Here is a 14,398-nt window from a genome sequence, read left to right on the forward strand (position 1 = left end):
AGATCCCTGAGACATCAGGCTGCAAGGTTACACAAAAGCACTCAAGGCTTGCGGGCAATGATCACCTGACTCTTCGCCACCACCGCGTCCAGCGCCTGCTTGATCTGTGCACCACGGGGCGAATCGAGCACCGCTTGCCAGGTATTGGCCCAATGCTCGAGCAACGGGTGATCGGGGTTACTGAATTCGACCTTGGCTTCCCAGAACAACAGCATCCACATCGACCAGTAAAAGCCGTACTGACTGTGGCTGATGATCTCCAGCCCGGCGTCACTGACCATCGCCTTGAACTGCTCTTCACTGATGATGCGAATGTGGTTGGGTTTCTGGAAATAATCCGGCGAGGCAATGTCTTTCTGCAAATCTTCCGAGCTGGGATGCGGCACGCTCAGCAGGTACAGCGCTCCCGGCTTGCCGACCCGTACCAGTTCGGCGAGAAATTGCGCCGGATCGTCGACATGCTCGATGACTTCGGTGGAGACCACGCGGGTGGCGGTGGCATCGGCAATCGGCAGCGGGTTGCAGTCGGTCACGTGGCATTCGACGCTGCGTGCCGGGGTATCGCTCAGACGCTGGCGGGTGGCCTCGACTTTGGCCGCGTCGATGTCGGCAATGATGATCTTCGCCCCGCGCATGCCGCAGAAATGCACATTACCGCCGTCGCCACAGCCGACATCGAGCAACGTGTCATCGGCGCTCACCCGAAAGCCTGTGAACAGCTCGTCGGTCTCTTGATTGAACCAGCCACTGAGCTTTGCGTCGTACAGGCCGAGCATGTACGGATCAACCTTGTCGGCGGCAGATGGCACAGCAACCGGTGCGGGAGACGTTGCCGTGAGTTTCTTCAAAAGGCTCAGCATGAGGTAGCTCCAGAGGATGGGACGGCGGTTCGCGACGTACCGAGGCGGCGCACCAGCGCGGCGCCGCGATTGCGCATCGGCATTTCGATGAATCGGTAATTCAATTCGCTGAGCAGCGCAATCAGCCCGCCGGCGATCAGCACCGTGAGAATCGGGTGCCCGGCCGGACTGGGCAGGCCCGCGCCCTGCAAGCGGAAGATCAATTCACGGATCAGCAGATAGGCCGGAATATGGATCAGGTAGATGCCGTAGGAACGGCTGCCGATCCACGCCATCAGCCGTTGCAACCTTCCGCGCGGCAGCAGGTAATCGCGGTTGTACGAGGCAATCCACACCAGCAGCGCGCTGAGCATGGCGATCGAGCCGATGCGGTAAGAGGCGAACGTGAAGCGGTCGGTGGCCATGTAACTCAGCAGCAACGCCAGCACAATCAGTACCGACACGCCGGCCCACGGCCGCCGCAGGAACCTCGGTTCCCAACGGGAATACCCCGGCTGCGCGCTCCACATCGCCAGTAATACGCCGAGGGCCAGGGCATCGGTGCGCACCACCATCAGCAAGGGGGTGCGCAACGTGAACAGTTGTACTGCGACCAGCGCCAGCAATACCCAGACCAGATGTCGGCGACACACGACAATCAGCAGCGGGAACAGCAAGTAGAACTGCTCCTCCAGTGCCAGGCTCCAGTAGACGAAACTGCTGCCGTATTCGTACTGAAAGAAACTGTCGGCAAAACGGAAATTGGCGTACTGCAACACCCCGGCCAGCGTTGCCTGCAGGTTGGCGTGCAGCGTGCCGAACGCACCTGAGCGATTGAGCAAGACACAGGCCAGCAACATCAGCGCCAGCCACAGCCAGGCCGAGGGCAATAAACGAAAGGCCCGGCGCAGCCAGAAATTGCGTGTCTGCTCCCAGCACTGCCGACGGCTCGTGCAGCCTTGCAGAGCGGGGATCAGGCTGCGGGCGATGACAAATCCGGAGATCGCAAAAAACAGGTCAACGCCCCACCAGGACTGCGCCCAATGGTGGACTGTTTGCAGCAGCGGCACGGTGTCGGTGAACAGGCTGCCCTGCAGGTGATGAAACAGCACACCGAGCACCGCGATCGCGCGCAGTACCTCGATGTCCATGATCCGTTTGCTGTTCATGCCCCGCGCATCTCGGGGTCTGAGGCGAACCGGCGTTCGAACAACTCCCCCAGAAACACCTGCAGCCGTTGCTCGGCCACTGCCTGACTGCAGAAATCCTGCAGGCTGCTCACCGCCTGAGCGGCCATCTGTGCATAACGTTGCGGATCGTCTTTGGCGACCACATAGCTGACGCGATAGGCCGTGCACAACGACGTCCAGTTAGTCACATAACGCAGGGTGCGGAAGGCCTTGCGCGGGTCATGCGGCCAGGCCGTGAGCTCGTCGGTGGAGTCGATCAGAAAGGCGTTGTCGGCACTCAGGTAATCGATCATTGCCGTCGTACGCGGCGCCACCGCCGGTTTGCCGCAGGACATGAATTCCATCAACGGCAGGCACTGGCCCTCGCCATAGGACGTGTTGACCACATAGCGGGTCGCCTGCACCAGACGCTCATAATCGGCGTCCGCGAGGTAGCCGTAGATCAGCACGATCCGGCAGCGGTAGGACTGATTCTTGTACAGGTGGTGGAGGATGTCGCTCAGCGCTTCTTCGGCATCGTGGTGCGTCAGTTTCAGCACGAGCGTTGCGTCCTCGACCTCGCGGAACGTCACGCAGAATGCACTGAGCATGTCCTCCCAGTTCTTGCGCCCATCGCCGGGATTGAACACTGAGGTGTAGACCACGCCGTCGAGCAGCAACTCCTGCTCCCTGACCGGCGCATGAAAATCGAGTCCCTTGCCCGTGCGCAAAGGCCGGGGGGCGAATGCGTTCAAGTCGAGTTTGCGACTGTCGGCCACCAATCCCTTGATCTTCAACCGTACCGGTCCATTCGGTGGCTGGCCCTGCAACGGCGCACCGCGGGCGGCAAAGCGATCCCATACCGGCGCAGGCACCGCGACGATCGGGTAATCGCTGTCCATTGCCTCGCGCACCGCGTTAACGGTGTAGCTGGAATGGGTGATCGCCGCTCCGCAAGCCTGCAGCACCGTGCGCCAGTCGTTGCGCGGCTCACCGGCAAACGGCTCATTGGGGATGGTGCTGAACTCCCACGCAAACACCGGCAAAGTCGGACACATCAGGTGTACCGGCGTGCGATGGGGCGGCGAGAACGACAGGAAGACGCACGGCTCGCCACTGGCGCGGCATTCCTCGTAAAGCGCGTCGACTTCGGTCAGCGGATCGGCCACTTCCACCACGCGTCCGAGACGCTCGAGTACCGGGCGATATTCCTTGAGCACGAAGTAATAGCTGTACTCCGAGCGCCCCAGATTCTGTGCAATGGTGTGCTGGTTGGTTTCCGAATGAATGATGATCAGCATGAGGCGTTTTCCGTCACTGACGCAGCATTGGCGGGATGCGGTGCAAGCCCGAAAAATTCCGCCATGCGCGTTTGCACGGGGGCAAAAGCGCAGTAGTCATGCATGCGCTCGACCGCTGCCGCCGACATCTGCCGGTACCGCTCCGGCTGGTCTTTGGCCATGCGGTAGCTGTCCTCGTAGGCTTGTTTCAGCGAAGCCCAATCCGGGCGGTGGCGCAGGGTGCGGTAAATCAGCCGCGAGTCCTGCGGCCAGATGGCGGGTTCTTCGCTGGACTTGATCACGAAGGCGACGCTGTCGTCGATGTAGTCTTCCATGGCCGTGTGGTCCGGGGCGATTACCGGTTTGCCACTGGACATGAACTCCATCAACGGCAGACACAGGCCCTCACAGCGCGAGGCGTTGACGTAGTAACTGGCAGCGGCGTAAAGCCGGGTGTACTGGGCGTCATCCAGATAACCGTGCAACACCACCACCCTGCAGGCAAAGGGTGAGAGCTGCGCCAACAGGGTCATTAATTCGCTGTAGTAAGACGCCAGGTCGTTCTGGGTGATTTTCAATACCAGCGTCGCATCGGCCGTTTCCCGAAACGCCCAGCAAAACGCGGTGATCAGTTGATGCCAGTTCTTGCGGCCATCTTTGGGGTTGAACACGGTGACGTAGACCACACCGTCGACCGTGGTGTCGACCACCGACGTGGTGTCCGGCAGATCCAGCGGCGGCGGTTCGACCACTGCCACCGCCTGTGGACCGGCGATACTCGGCAGCTGTCGCTCCAGCCAGGCATGCGCCCTGCGTGAGAAAAGATCACGCAGTCCCTCCCAATACCAGTGATGCAGAAACTTCACCCGCGGCTGTTGCTGTTCGCGGCCTGCATCCAGGCGCCACTGGCGCAGGTAGTGCCGGGCGATGACCAGGCGCCGTTTGAAGGTCAGCGGAGGAGGTCGCTGTGCCTCGATCGCGGCCAGTTGCTCGGCGGTCAGTGGTTTGGGCAGCAGGTCATCGGCTGAGAGCGCCAGCGTACGGCTGTCGAAAATGCAGCCCTTGATCGCCAGCGGCGTGCCTGGATTGACCGGCGCCGGAACTTGCTGCTGACGAATCGCCGCAAAGTTCTCCCACAACGGTGTCGGCAACACCAGTACCGGAAAGTCCTCGCCCAGCGCCCGGCGAATCGCCCGGGCAGTATGGCTGGACAGAGTAATCACCCGCCCTTGTCGGGCCAGCATCTGCGTCCAGTCGTGGCGCGGATCGTTGTCCCAGATCTCGTCCGGGATCGAATCGAACTCCCAGGCCACCACACACAGGGTCGGACACTCGAGATCGGTCGGCGTATTTTGCGGCGGGGTGAAAGAGAGAAACAGGCTGTCTTCGCCCGCCTCGCGCAATTGGCGAAAGAGCGGATCAACCTCGGTGATGGCGGACACCACATGCACCCGCCCAAGGCTTTCCAGCACTGGGCGATAAGCCTTGAGCACGAAGTAGTAACTGTATTCGGGACGCCCGAGACTCTGGCTGATGGAACGGTCGTTGACGTCCGAGTAAAGAATGAAGTTCATGGCATCCCACGATGAAGCCGCCATCCCGGCTGCTTCAATCCATGACGGCGAAGCGCTGAATCGTGGTCGGCATGCCGACACTCGTCCTGCATCTTCCAGCCCGTCTTTGTTCTTGTTTTTAGTGGTCGGTCTGACTGGGGCTGAACAACCCCTGTTGAACGCGACGAGGGGCATTCTAAACACATCCGTCGCGGATTCGTGAACCGCCCGGCGAGAATAAATCCGTCTACTCTGACGAGAACTGACCAGTCACGGTTTGCACTGTTGAAATTGCCAAGCATTTGGCACAGATTGGTAACAAACAACTACAACAACGACTTCGCCTGTCATCCTGTCGGCCTTTTTCATGCGGCCTGACAGACTTCCCCTCAAAGCCTGTGGGAAGGTGGCGAATGTTAAAGACCAAGGGGTCGCTGTTTGAAAAAGCGTCTGTTCGTCACGGGCCTCAGTGGGTTCGTGGGACAACATATCCAGTCGCGTCTGGCCCAGCCTGACTCGACGTGGGAACTGCTGCCTGCCACCGCACCCTACGATCTCACGTCAGCGGCGAGCCTCGTCGACCTGTGGCCACAATTGCCCGACGCGGTGATTCACCTCGCTGGTCAGACCTTCGTTCCCGAAGCCTTCCGTGACCCGGCCCGTACGCTCGAGATCAATTTGCTGGGTACCCTCAATCTGTTGCAGGCCCTCAAGGCCCGCGGATTTCGGGGGACCTTCCTGTATGTCAGCTCCGGCGACGTCTATGGGCAAGTCGACGAGAGCGCCCTGCCCATCACCGAACTGCAACCGCCCTGCCCGCGCAACCCCTATGCGGTGAGCAAGCTCTCGGCCGAGTTTCTCAGCCTGCAATGGGGCCTGAGTGAGGGCTGGCCGGTGCTGGTGGCGCGGCCGTTCAACCATATCGGCGCCGGACAGAAAGACAGCTTCGTCATCGCCAGCGCCGCACGCCAGATCAACCGCATCAAGCAAGGCTTGCAGGCAGCACGACTGGAAGTCGGCGACATTGACGTCACGCGCGACTTCCTCGATGTCGGCGATGTGATCGCGGCTTATTTCGCCCTTCTGGAAAAAGGCACACCCGGGCAGGTCTACAACATCTGCTCGGGCCGCGAACAAAGCATCCGCAGTCTGATCGAGCAGTTGGGCGATCTGGCGCAGGTCGAAGTGCAACTGGTGCAGGATCCGGCACGCATGCGGCGCGCCGATCAGCGTCGCGTTTGCGGCAGTCACGCAAAGCTGGTCCAGACCACGGGCTGGGCACCGGCAATCACCACACAACAATCCCTGCGGGCGATCCTGTCCGACTGGGAGCAGCGAGTAAAACAACAATGAAAAGTGCACTGATCACGGGGATCACCGGCCAGGACGGCGCATATCTGGCCAGGTTGCTGCTCGACAAGGGTTACAAGGTTCACGGCCTGGTAGCACGCCGTAGCAGCGATTCGCGCTGGCGCTTGCGCGAGATGGGCGTCGAAGGTGACATCGTCTACCTGGACGGTGACATGGCCGATGCCTGCTCGGTACAACGTGCAGTCATTCAGTCGGCGCCTGACGAGGTCTACAACCTCGCTGCACAAAGCTTCGTTGCCGCTTCCTGGAATCAGCCGGTGACCACCGGCATCGTCGATGGCCTGGGCGTCACCCACTTGCTCGAAGCGATCCGCCAGTTCAGCCCGCACACGCGTTTCTATCAGGCCTCCACCAGCGAAATGTTCGGTCTGATCCAGGCCGAGCAACAGGACGAGAACACCCCGTTCTACCCGCGCAGCCCCTACGGCGTGGCCAAACTCTACGGTCACTGGATCACCGTCAACTACCGTGAAAGCTTCGACCTGCACGCCAGCAGCGGCATCCTGTTCAACCATGAATCGCCGCTGCGCGGCATCGAATTCGTTACCCGCAAGGTCACCGACGCCGCCGCCCGCATCAAACAGGGCAAGCAGCAGGAACTGGCCCTGGGCAACATCGACGCCAAGCGCGACTGGGGCTTTGCCGGCGACTACGTCGAAGCCATGTGGCTGATGCTGCAACAGGACAAGCCTGACGATTTCGTGGTCGCCACCGGTGTCACCACCACCGTGCGCGAGATGTGCCGCATCGCCTTCGATCACGTTGGCCTCAACTACCGCGACTACGTGAAGATCGACCCGGCGTTCTTCCGCCCGGCCGAAGTCGAAGTGCTGCTCGGCAACCCGGCCAAGGCGCAGCGTGTGCTGGGCTGGAAACCGAAAACCGACCTCGACACCCTGATCCGCATGATGATGGATGCGGATATGAAACGCGTCGCCAAGGAGTAGGTCATGCTCATTCCCGTGATTCTGTCCGGCGGTGCCGGTACGCGTCTGTGGCCGGTGTCCCGCGAGGGCCATCCCAAACCGTTCATGACCCTGCCCGACGGGCAGTCGCTGCTCGGCAAGACATACCAGCGGGCGGCAGCATTGCTCGACGGCTGGGGCGACATCGTCACGGTGACCAACCGCGAGTACTACTTCCAGAGCAAGGATCACTATTGCGCCGCCCACGTGTCGCGCCATCGCGGGCACTTCCTGCTGGAGCCGACCGGGCGCAACACCGCCCCGGCAATTGCCGCCGCCGCCCTGTCGCTGCAGGCGCTGCACGGCGACAACGCAATCATGGTGGTGATGCCCGCCGACCATTTGATCGTCAACCAGGACGCACTCAAGAGTGCCGTCGAACACGCGGTCAACCTGGCGAAGGACGGTTATCTGGTGACCTTCGGTGTGCTGCCGACCGCCCCGGAAACCGGCTTCGGCTACATCGAAACCGGCGCACCGCTGGACGCCAAAGGCGCAGCGAAAGTGCAGCGTTTCGTGGAAAAGCCCGACCTGCAAACCGCCACCCATTACCTGGAAAGCGGCAACTTCCTGTGGAACTCGGGCATGTTCTGCTTCACCACCGCGACCCTGATCAACGAACTGCAATTGCACGCGCCAGAGTTGCTGGAACAGACCCGCGCCTGCATGCAGGCCAGCGCCCCGGTGGAAACCGTCGGCTGTCTGCAACAGGAACTGTCGCCGACACTGTTTGCTGAAATCACCGACATCTCCATCGATTACGCCTTGATGGAGCGTTCGGAGAAAGTCGTGGTGGTGCCCGCCGGTTTCGACTGGAGCGACATCGGTTCGTGGGGGGCCGTGGCAGCGCTGGTACCGGCCGATGCCGACAACAATCGCGCCAGCGGCGAAGCGGTGTTCATCGACAGTCACAACAACTTCGTGCAGAGCGAAGGCCGGCTGGTGGCTGCCGTGGGTGTGGATAACCTGATCATCGTCGACACCGCCGACGCCGTGCTGGTGGCCCACGCCGATCGCGCCCAGGATGTGCGGCGCGTCGCCAAGCAGCTCAAGGAAAAATCCCACGAAGCCTACCGCCTGCATCGCACGGTCAGCCGTCCGTGGGGCACCTACACCGTGCTCGAAGAAGGCCCGCGCTTCAAGATCAAGCGCATCGTGGTCAAGCCCGGCGGCAAGCTGTCGCTGCAAATGCATCATCACCGCAACGAACACTGGGTGGTGGTCGAAGGCATGGCCAAGGTCACCAACAACGGCAGCGGCACGCATCTGGTGGCCAAGAACGAATCGACGTTCATTGCCGCCGGCCATCGCCATCGCCTGGAAAACCCCGGCGTGATCGACCTGGTGATCATCGAAGTGCAAAGCGGCGAATACCTGGGTGAAGACGATATCGTGCGCTTCGAAGACCAATACGGCAGGACGGTTTGATGCTGCTTTCCCTGTACCGTTCGCTTTACAGCTATCGAGGATTCATCCTCGGCAGCGTACAGCGAGAGTTTCAAGCGCGTTATCGCAATTCGCTGCTCGGCGCCTTGTGGCCCGTGTTCAATCCACTGTCGATGATCATCGTCTACACCGTGATCTTTTCTCACATCATGCGCGCCCGCCTGCCGGGCGTGGATGACAGCATGGCCTACAGTGTCTATCTCTGCGCCGGGCTGCTCGCCTGGGGAATGTTTTCGGAAATCACCCTGCGCAGCCAGACCATGTTTCTGGATAACGCCAACCTGCTGAAGAAAATCAGCTTCCCCCGCATCTGCCTGCCGGTGATCGTGCTGTGCAATGCGGCGATCAATTTCGCCATCATCATCGGCCTGTTCCTTGGATTTCTATTGATCAGCGGGCGTTGGCCCGGTATGGCGCTCCTGGCGCTGATTCCCCTGATTGCGCTGCAGATGCTGTTCTGCGCTGGTCTGGGCATGATCCTCGGCGTGTTGAATGTATTCTTTCGCGATGTCGGCCAGCTCTTCGCCATCTGCCTGCAGTTCTGGTTCTGGCTGACACCGATCGTGTATCCGATCACCATCCTCCCGGAGTGGGTCCAGCGGCTGCTGCAACTCAACCCGATGACCAGCCTGATCGGCAGCTATCAGAACCTGTTCCTGTATGGGCAATGGCCGGTCTGGAACTCGCTTTTACCGGTGTTCATCGTCGCGGTGGTGATGTGTCTGATCGCCCTGCGGTTGTTCCGCCAGCGCGTCGGTGAAATGGTGGATGAACTCTGATGGGACTTATACGCGTAACGGGCCTGGGCAAGGCTTATAAACAGTATCCGACACGCTGGAGCCGTCTGGCGGAATGGCTGATCCCGTTTTCCCCGGTGCGCCACCGCGAGCATTGGGTGCTGCAGGATGTCGCTTTCGAGATTGCCCCCGGCGAGGCCGTGGGTATCGTCGGCGCCAACGGTGCGGGCAAAAGCACTTTGCTGAAGATGATCACCGGTACCACTCAACCCACCTGCGGCAAAATCGAGATTGAAGGGCGCGTAGCGGCATTGCTGGAGCTGGGCATGGGTTTTCACCCGGACTTTACCGGGCGCCAGAACGCGATCATGGCCGGGCAGTTGCTGGGCCTGCAGGTTGGCGAAATCGAAGCGCTGATGCCTGACATCGAACACTTCGCAGAAATCGGCGAAGCCATCGACCACCCCGTGCGCACCTACTCCAGCGGCATGCAGATGCGCCTGGCCTTCAGCGTCGCCACCGCGCGGCGTCCGGACATTCTGATCGTCGACGAGGCCCTGTCGGTGGGCGACGCCTACTTTCAGCACAAGAGCTTCGAACGCATTCGCAGCTTCCGCAAGGCCGGCACGACCCTGCTGATCGTCTCCCACGACCGCTCGGCCATCCAGTCGATCTGCGATTCGGCGATCCTGCTCAAGGACGGCCACATGGCCATGTACGACAAGCCGGAAGTGGTGCTCGACTATTACAACGCCCTGATGGCCGAACGCGAAGGGCAGATCGTGCGTCAGGAAATGCTCGCCGGCGGCGAAGTACAAACCATGTCCGGCACCGGCGAGGCCGGCATTCTGAGTGTGCGCCTGCTGGACGAACACGATCGCGCAATCGACGCTGCCGAGGTCGGCCAGCCAGTGGTACTGGAAGTTCAGGTGGAGGTTCGGCGCGACATTGAACGACTGGTGCTCGGCTTCATCCTCAAGGATCGTCTGGGCCAGATGATGTATGGCATCAACACCCATCGCCTGAACAAGGCCCTGACCGATCTGCGCGCCGGCGAACGCTTCACTTACCGCTTCGCCTTCGTCATGGGGCTGGGCAAGGGCAACTATTCGGTATCGTTGAGCCTGTCGCGCCTGGACTCGCATCTGGACCGCAACTTCGAATGGCGCGATTACGGTCTGGTGTTTCACGTGATCAACAACCGCCAGGAAGATTTCGTCGGCTGTTCCTGGCTCAATGCCAAGACGACGATCACCCCTCACACCGAGGCAGCGCTGACCGAGCGTGCGCCATGACCCGCCTGTTGGTCGAGTGCACCCACGTCTTCAAACACCCGAAGATCAACTCCGGTATTCAACGCGTGGTGCGCAACGTCATCAAGCAATTGCCGGAGCGGGTGGGTGATGTCGAGTGCCTGCCGGTCATTTCGCTGAGGGGCCGGCTCTATCGGGTCACGCGCCTGGCCCCGCTGGACGCGCCGCTGTTCAACGCCATTGCGACATTCGGCGAACGACTGGAACGCCTTGCGCACCGTTTCTGGCAATGGCATCAGCGCCTCGACAGCCGCCTGCAGGCAAAAACCCCACGACGCCTGTTGTACGTCGGCTATCGGCTGAGCGCTTTCGCGGCATTTGGCGTACCCCTGCGGCTGATCGAGCGGATCAACCGCCAGCAACTGCCAAAACGCTGTGCCCCCTTGCAGCATCAGCCCGGAGACCAACTGGTGCTGCTGGACTCGTCCTGGCACTCGGACTTTTTCTCCCACGCCGAACAGCTCAAGCGCGAGGGTGTCGGTATTGTCGCGGTCATCTACGACTTGATACCGCTGACCCACCCGCAGTTCTACGACACGCGGCTGGTGCAGGTCTTCAGTGAATGGTTCGACTGGATCACCCGCACGGCCGACGGCTACCTGGCCATTTCCGCCACGGTACGCGATCAGGTGCGCGCCGAACTGCAGCAACGGATCGGCACGGTACAGGCCGAAAAACGCTGGTTCGATTATTTTCACCTCGGTTCCGAACTGGATCTGCACAGCGCCGGGGAAACCGTCGAACCGCGCCTGCAACAGCTGTTCAATACACCGGAGCCGATGTTCCTGATGGTCAGTACCATTGAGCCGCGCAAGAACCACGCATACCTGCTCGATGCCTTCGAACGGGCCTGGACCGCCGGCTCCCCGGCGCGTCTGTGCATCGCCGGGCGCATCGGCTGGAAGTGCGACGCCCTGCTCGCCCGGGTGCGCAGTCATCCCGAACTGAATCGCCGCCTGTTCATGTTCAACGACTTGAGCGACACCAGCCTCGAACATGCCTACGCCCACGCCAGTGCGCTGGTATTCCCTTCGTTTGTCGAAGGCTTTGGCCTGCCGCTGGTGGAAGCCATGCAGCGTGGCTTGCCGGCGATGGGCAGCGACATTGCGGTGTTCCGCGAAATCGGCGGCGAATTCATGGCCTATTTCGATTTGCAGGATCCGCAAAGCCTCGCTGACTTGATCATGCGGTTCCTGCAGAGTGGCCAATTCCCCGCTGCTCGCGATGTGGCGGACTGGCGCTGGATCGACTGGCACGAGGCGAGTGCACAACTGGCCGAGCGCACCGTACGCAATGCAGTGCAAGCGCCATTGGCGCCAGCGAGGCCGCATGCGCATTGCCCTTAATGCCCGGATCCTGCAGGCACCGCGCACCGGCATCGGCCATTACGTCGCCGAGTTGGTGAATGCGTTGCGCAGCGATACCGATATCGAAATTGAGTTGTTCCACGGCTGGGGCTGGAGTTCGGCCTTGCCGGAGGCGGCGATGCCCGGTTATTCGCGCCTGACGCCACTGCTGCGGCAGATCCCCGGGGCTTATCAGGCGCGGCGCTGGCTGGAACAAAAGCGTTTCGATCAGGCGCGCGCGCATGGCATCGATCTGTATCACGAACCGAGTCTGTGGCCACTGGCCTTCGACGGCCCGACCGTGATCACCCTGCACGACCTGACGCACCTGCATTACCCCGAAACTCAGCCGCCGGCACGTTTGCAAGAGATCGAGCGCCGACTGGCTGCCGGCGTGCGGCAGGCACAAGTGATCCTCACCGATTCACAAGCGATCGCCGACGAAGCTCAAAGCTATTTCGGCCTGCCCGCTGAACGTTTCGTGGTCGCTCCCTTGGGCGTGGCCGAGCGCTTTCATCCGCGTGACGCACACACCATCGACCCGGTACTCAAGGCCCATGCCGTTACGGCCCGGGAGTATTTCCTCTGTGTCGGGACGCTGGAGCCACGCAAGAATCTGCGGCTGGCCCTGCGCGCCCATGCCTTGCTGCCGGAGGCCGTGCGCCAACGCTTTCCGCTGCTGATCGTCGGCATGGCTGGCTGGCAGCGCGAACAGTTCAGCGCCGAACTGCGTCAGGCATTGGCAAGCGGGCATGTGTGCCTGCTCGGCTACTTGCCCGATGAACACCTGGCCCAGCTGTTGGCCGGTGCCCGGGCGCTGATTTTTCCTTCGTTATACGAAGGCTTTGGCCTGCCGGTGTTGGAGGCGATGGCCAGCGGCACGCCGGTGGTACTCACCCGCGCTTCGGCCATGCCGGAAGTCGCGGGCGACGCGGGCAACTATATTGAACCTGACAATGCAGACGGGTTGCGCGACGCGCTGATCCGTCTGCTCGACGATCAGGTGCATTGGCAAGCATGCCGAGAAGCCGGATTGCAGCGGGCGCGGCTTTTTTCCTGGCAGCGCTGCGCACAGGCCACGGCCGGTGCCTACCGCCAGGCCATGGGAGGTTGAATGCGAGTTCTTCATTTTTTCAAAACCTACTTGCCTGACTCGGTCGGCGGTATCGAGCAGGTGATATTTCAGCTGTGCGAAAGCGGTGCGCATCACGGTATCGACGGCCAGGTGCTGACACTCAGCGCCGACCCGACCCCGCCGGTGGTGCAACTGGGTCAACACGAAGTGCATCGCGCCAGACTCGACATTCAGTTCGCCTCCACCGGGTTTTCCTGGAGCGTGTTCAAACAGTTTCGCGAGCTGGCCGCCGAAGCCGATGTGGTCAACTATCACTTTCCGTGGCCGTTCATGGACCTGGTGCACTTTGCCAGCGGCATGAACAAACCGAGCGTGGTGACCTACCACTCGGACATTATTCGTCAGAAGCATCTGCTCAAACTCTACCGACCGCTGATGAACCGCTTCCTCGCCAGCGCCGACCGGATTGTCGCGGCCTCGCCGAACTACCTGCACACCAGCGACGTGCTGCAGCAGTTTCAGAACAAGACCCGAGTGATTCCATACGGTTTGAACAAGGCCGGTTATCCACAGGCCGACAGCGAACGGATGAATCGCTGGCGCCAGCAGCTTGGGGATAAGTTTTTCCTGTTCGTCGGGGTCATGCGTTATTACAAAGGTCTGCACATCCTGCTCGACGCCTTGAAGGACGTGGACTATCCGGTGGTGATCGTCGGTGCCGGGCCGCTGGAACTGGAGTTGCACGCCCAGGCTGCTGCGCTGGGGCTGCGTAACATCCACTTTCTCGGGCGCCTGGGCGATGAAGACAAGGTCGCCCTGCTGCAACTGAGCTACGCCATCGTGTTCCCGTCGCACCTGCGTTCCGAAGCGTTCGGCATTTCGCTGCTCGAAGGCGCGATGTACGGCAAACCAATGATCTCCAGCGAAATCGGTACCGGCACCAGCTACATCAACATCCACAACGAAACCGGGCTGGTGGTGCCACCGAGCAACCCCCAGGCGTTTCGCGAGGCAATGCGCAGCCTCTGGGAAAACCCCGAACGCGCAGCAGCCATGGGCATAAAGGCCGAGGCGCGTTACCGGCAGTTGTTTACCGCCGACGAGATGGGCCGCAAGTGGACCGAGCTGTATCAGGAGCTGCTGGAGGAGAAAGACCTGTCTTACGCCTGACCCTTTGCTGAAACACCTCCACTGTGGGAGCGGGCTTGCTCGCGAAAGCGGTCTTTCAGTAAACAATGATGTCGACTGACCTGACGCCTTCGCGAGCAAGCCCGCTCCCACAGGGGGGGGGGTAGTGATTTCAG

The 14,398-nt window shown here is 61.2% G+C and carries 12 protein-coding genes; 8 read left to right on the forward strand and 4 right to left on the reverse strand.

Translation table 11 applies throughout. The features are described 5' to 3' along the window. Window positions 1-41: 41 nt before the first annotated feature. From E4T63_RS28260 to E4T63_RS28275, 4 genes are read right to left on the reverse strand one after another with little or no spacing between them, the layout of a single operon-like run. On the reverse strand, window positions 42-860 hold the full coding sequence (locus tag E4T63_RS28260) for a class I SAM-dependent methyltransferase (protein WP_027610312.1): 819 nt from the start codon (window positions 858-860) through the stop codon (window positions 42-44). Next, the gene (locus tag E4T63_RS28265; RefSeq protein WP_135296888.1) at window positions 854-2,008 is read right to left on the reverse strand and encodes an acyltransferase family protein; all 1,155 of its coding nucleotides are present in this window, start codon (window positions 2,006-2,008) and stop codon (window positions 854-856) included. Before E4T63_RS28265 ends, E4T63_RS28260 begins: the two co-directional genes overlap by 7 nt. After that, entirely contained in the window at window positions 2,005-3,309 is a 1,305-nt protein-coding gene (locus E4T63_RS28270) for a glycosyltransferase (protein WP_135296889.1), read from the reverse strand. Before E4T63_RS28270 ends, E4T63_RS28265 begins: the two co-directional genes overlap by 4 nt. Further along, the gene (locus E4T63_RS28275; protein ID WP_225136855.1) at window positions 3,303-4,862 is read right to left on the reverse strand and encodes a glycosyltransferase; all 1,560 of its coding nucleotides are present in this window, start codon (window positions 4,860-4,862) and stop codon (window positions 3,303-3,305) included. Before E4T63_RS28275 ends, E4T63_RS28270 begins: the two co-directional genes overlap by 7 nt. 417 nt (window positions 4,863-5,279) lie before the next feature. Here E4T63_RS28275 and E4T63_RS28280 point away from each other — a divergent pair, with 417 nt between their 5' ends. The 8 genes from E4T63_RS28280 to E4T63_RS28315 are packed head-to-tail and all read left to right on the forward strand — an operon-like array spanning window position 5,280 to window position 14,264. Further along, a complete protein-coding gene (locus E4T63_RS28280; RefSeq protein WP_027610308.1) occupies window positions 5,280-6,194 on the forward strand; it encodes a GDP-mannose 4,6-dehydratase in 915 nt (304 codons plus the stop codon). Continuing rightward, on the forward strand, window positions 6,191-7,159 hold the full coding sequence (gmd, locus tag E4T63_RS28285) for a GDP-mannose 4,6-dehydratase (protein ID WP_027610307.1): 969 nt from the start codon (window positions 6,191-6,193) through the stop codon (window positions 7,157-7,159). The genes E4T63_RS28280 and gmd overlap by 4 nt, the downstream gene beginning before the upstream one ends. 3 nt (window positions 7,160-7,162) lie before the next feature. Beyond that, window positions 7,163-8,605, forward strand: a complete 1,443-nt coding sequence (locus E4T63_RS28290; protein ID WP_135296891.1) for a mannose-1-phosphate guanylyltransferase/mannose-6-phosphate isomerase — start codon at window positions 7,163-7,165, stop codon at window positions 8,603-8,605. Then, window positions 8,605-9,402, forward strand: a complete 798-nt coding sequence (locus E4T63_RS28295; protein WP_027610305.1) for an ABC transporter permease — start codon at window positions 8,605-8,607, stop codon at window positions 9,400-9,402. Before E4T63_RS28290 ends, E4T63_RS28295 begins: the two co-directional genes overlap by 1 nt. Continuing rightward, complete coding sequence (locus E4T63_RS28300) at window positions 9,402-10,655, forward strand: ABC transporter ATP-binding protein (RefSeq protein WP_098966403.1); 1,254 nt, start codon at window positions 9,402-9,404, stop codon at window positions 10,653-10,655. The genes E4T63_RS28295 and E4T63_RS28300 overlap by 1 nt, the downstream gene beginning before the upstream one ends. Then, on the forward strand, window positions 10,652-12,019 hold the full coding sequence (locus tag E4T63_RS28305; RefSeq protein ID WP_098966405.1) for a glycosyltransferase family 4 protein: 1,368 nt from the start codon (window positions 10,652-10,654) through the stop codon (window positions 12,017-12,019). Before E4T63_RS28300 ends, E4T63_RS28305 begins: the two co-directional genes overlap by 4 nt. Then, on the forward strand, window positions 12,003-13,133 hold the full coding sequence (locus E4T63_RS28310; RefSeq protein WP_134785059.1) for a glycosyltransferase family 4 protein: 1,131 nt from the start codon (window positions 12,003-12,005) through the stop codon (window positions 13,131-13,133). The genes E4T63_RS28305 and E4T63_RS28310 overlap by 17 nt, the downstream gene beginning before the upstream one ends. Further along, window positions 13,134-14,264, forward strand: a complete 1,131-nt coding sequence (locus E4T63_RS28315) for a glycosyltransferase family 4 protein (protein WP_027610301.1) — start codon at window positions 13,134-13,136, stop codon at window positions 14,262-14,264. It begins immediately after the preceding gene. Window positions 14,265-14,398: the final 134 nt, after the last annotated feature.

This window comes from Pseudomonas fluorescens, assembly GCF_004683905.1.
Lineage (GTDB): Bacteria > Pseudomonadota > Gammaproteobacteria > Pseudomonadales > Pseudomonadaceae > Aquipseudomonas > Aquipseudomonas putida_A.

Coding starts and splice junctions, on each gene's coding strand:
- E4T63_RS28260 (WP_027610312.1), bottom strand. CDS start 860: ATGCTGAGCCTTTTGAAGAAACTCACGGCAACGTCTCCCGCACCGGTT.
- E4T63_RS28265 (WP_135296888.1), bottom strand. CDS start 2,008: ATGAACAGCAAACGGATCATGGACATCGAGGTACTGCGCGCGATCGCG.
- E4T63_RS28270 (WP_135296889.1), bottom strand. CDS start 3,309: ATGCTGATCATCATTCATTCGGAAACCAACCAGCACACCATTGCACAG.
- E4T63_RS28275 (WP_225136855.1), bottom strand. CDS start 4,862: ATGAACTTCATTCTTTACTCGGACGTCAACGACCGTTCCATCAGCCAG.
- gmd (WP_027610307.1), top strand. CDS start 6,191: ATGAAAAGTGCACTGATCACGGGGATCACCGGCCAGGACGGCGCATAT.
- E4T63_RS28290 (WP_135296891.1), top strand. CDS start 7,163: ATGCTCATTCCCGTGATTCTGTCCGGCGGTGCCGGTACGCGTCTGTGG.
- E4T63_RS28295 (WP_027610305.1), top strand. CDS start 8,605: ATGCTGCTTTCCCTGTACCGTTCGCTTTACAGCTATCGAGGATTCATC.
- E4T63_RS28300 (WP_098966403.1), top strand. CDS start 9,402: ATGGGACTTATACGCGTAACGGGCCTGGGCAAGGCTTATAAACAGTAT.
- E4T63_RS28305 (WP_098966405.1), top strand. CDS start 10,652: ATGACCCGCCTGTTGGTCGAGTGCACCCACGTCTTCAAACACCCGAAG.
- E4T63_RS28310 (WP_134785059.1), top strand. CDS start 12,003: ATGCGCATTGCCCTTAATGCCCGGATCCTGCAGGCACCGCGCACCGGC.
- E4T63_RS28315 (WP_027610301.1), top strand. CDS start 13,134: ATGCGAGTTCTTCATTTTTTCAAAACCTACTTGCCTGACTCGGTCGGC.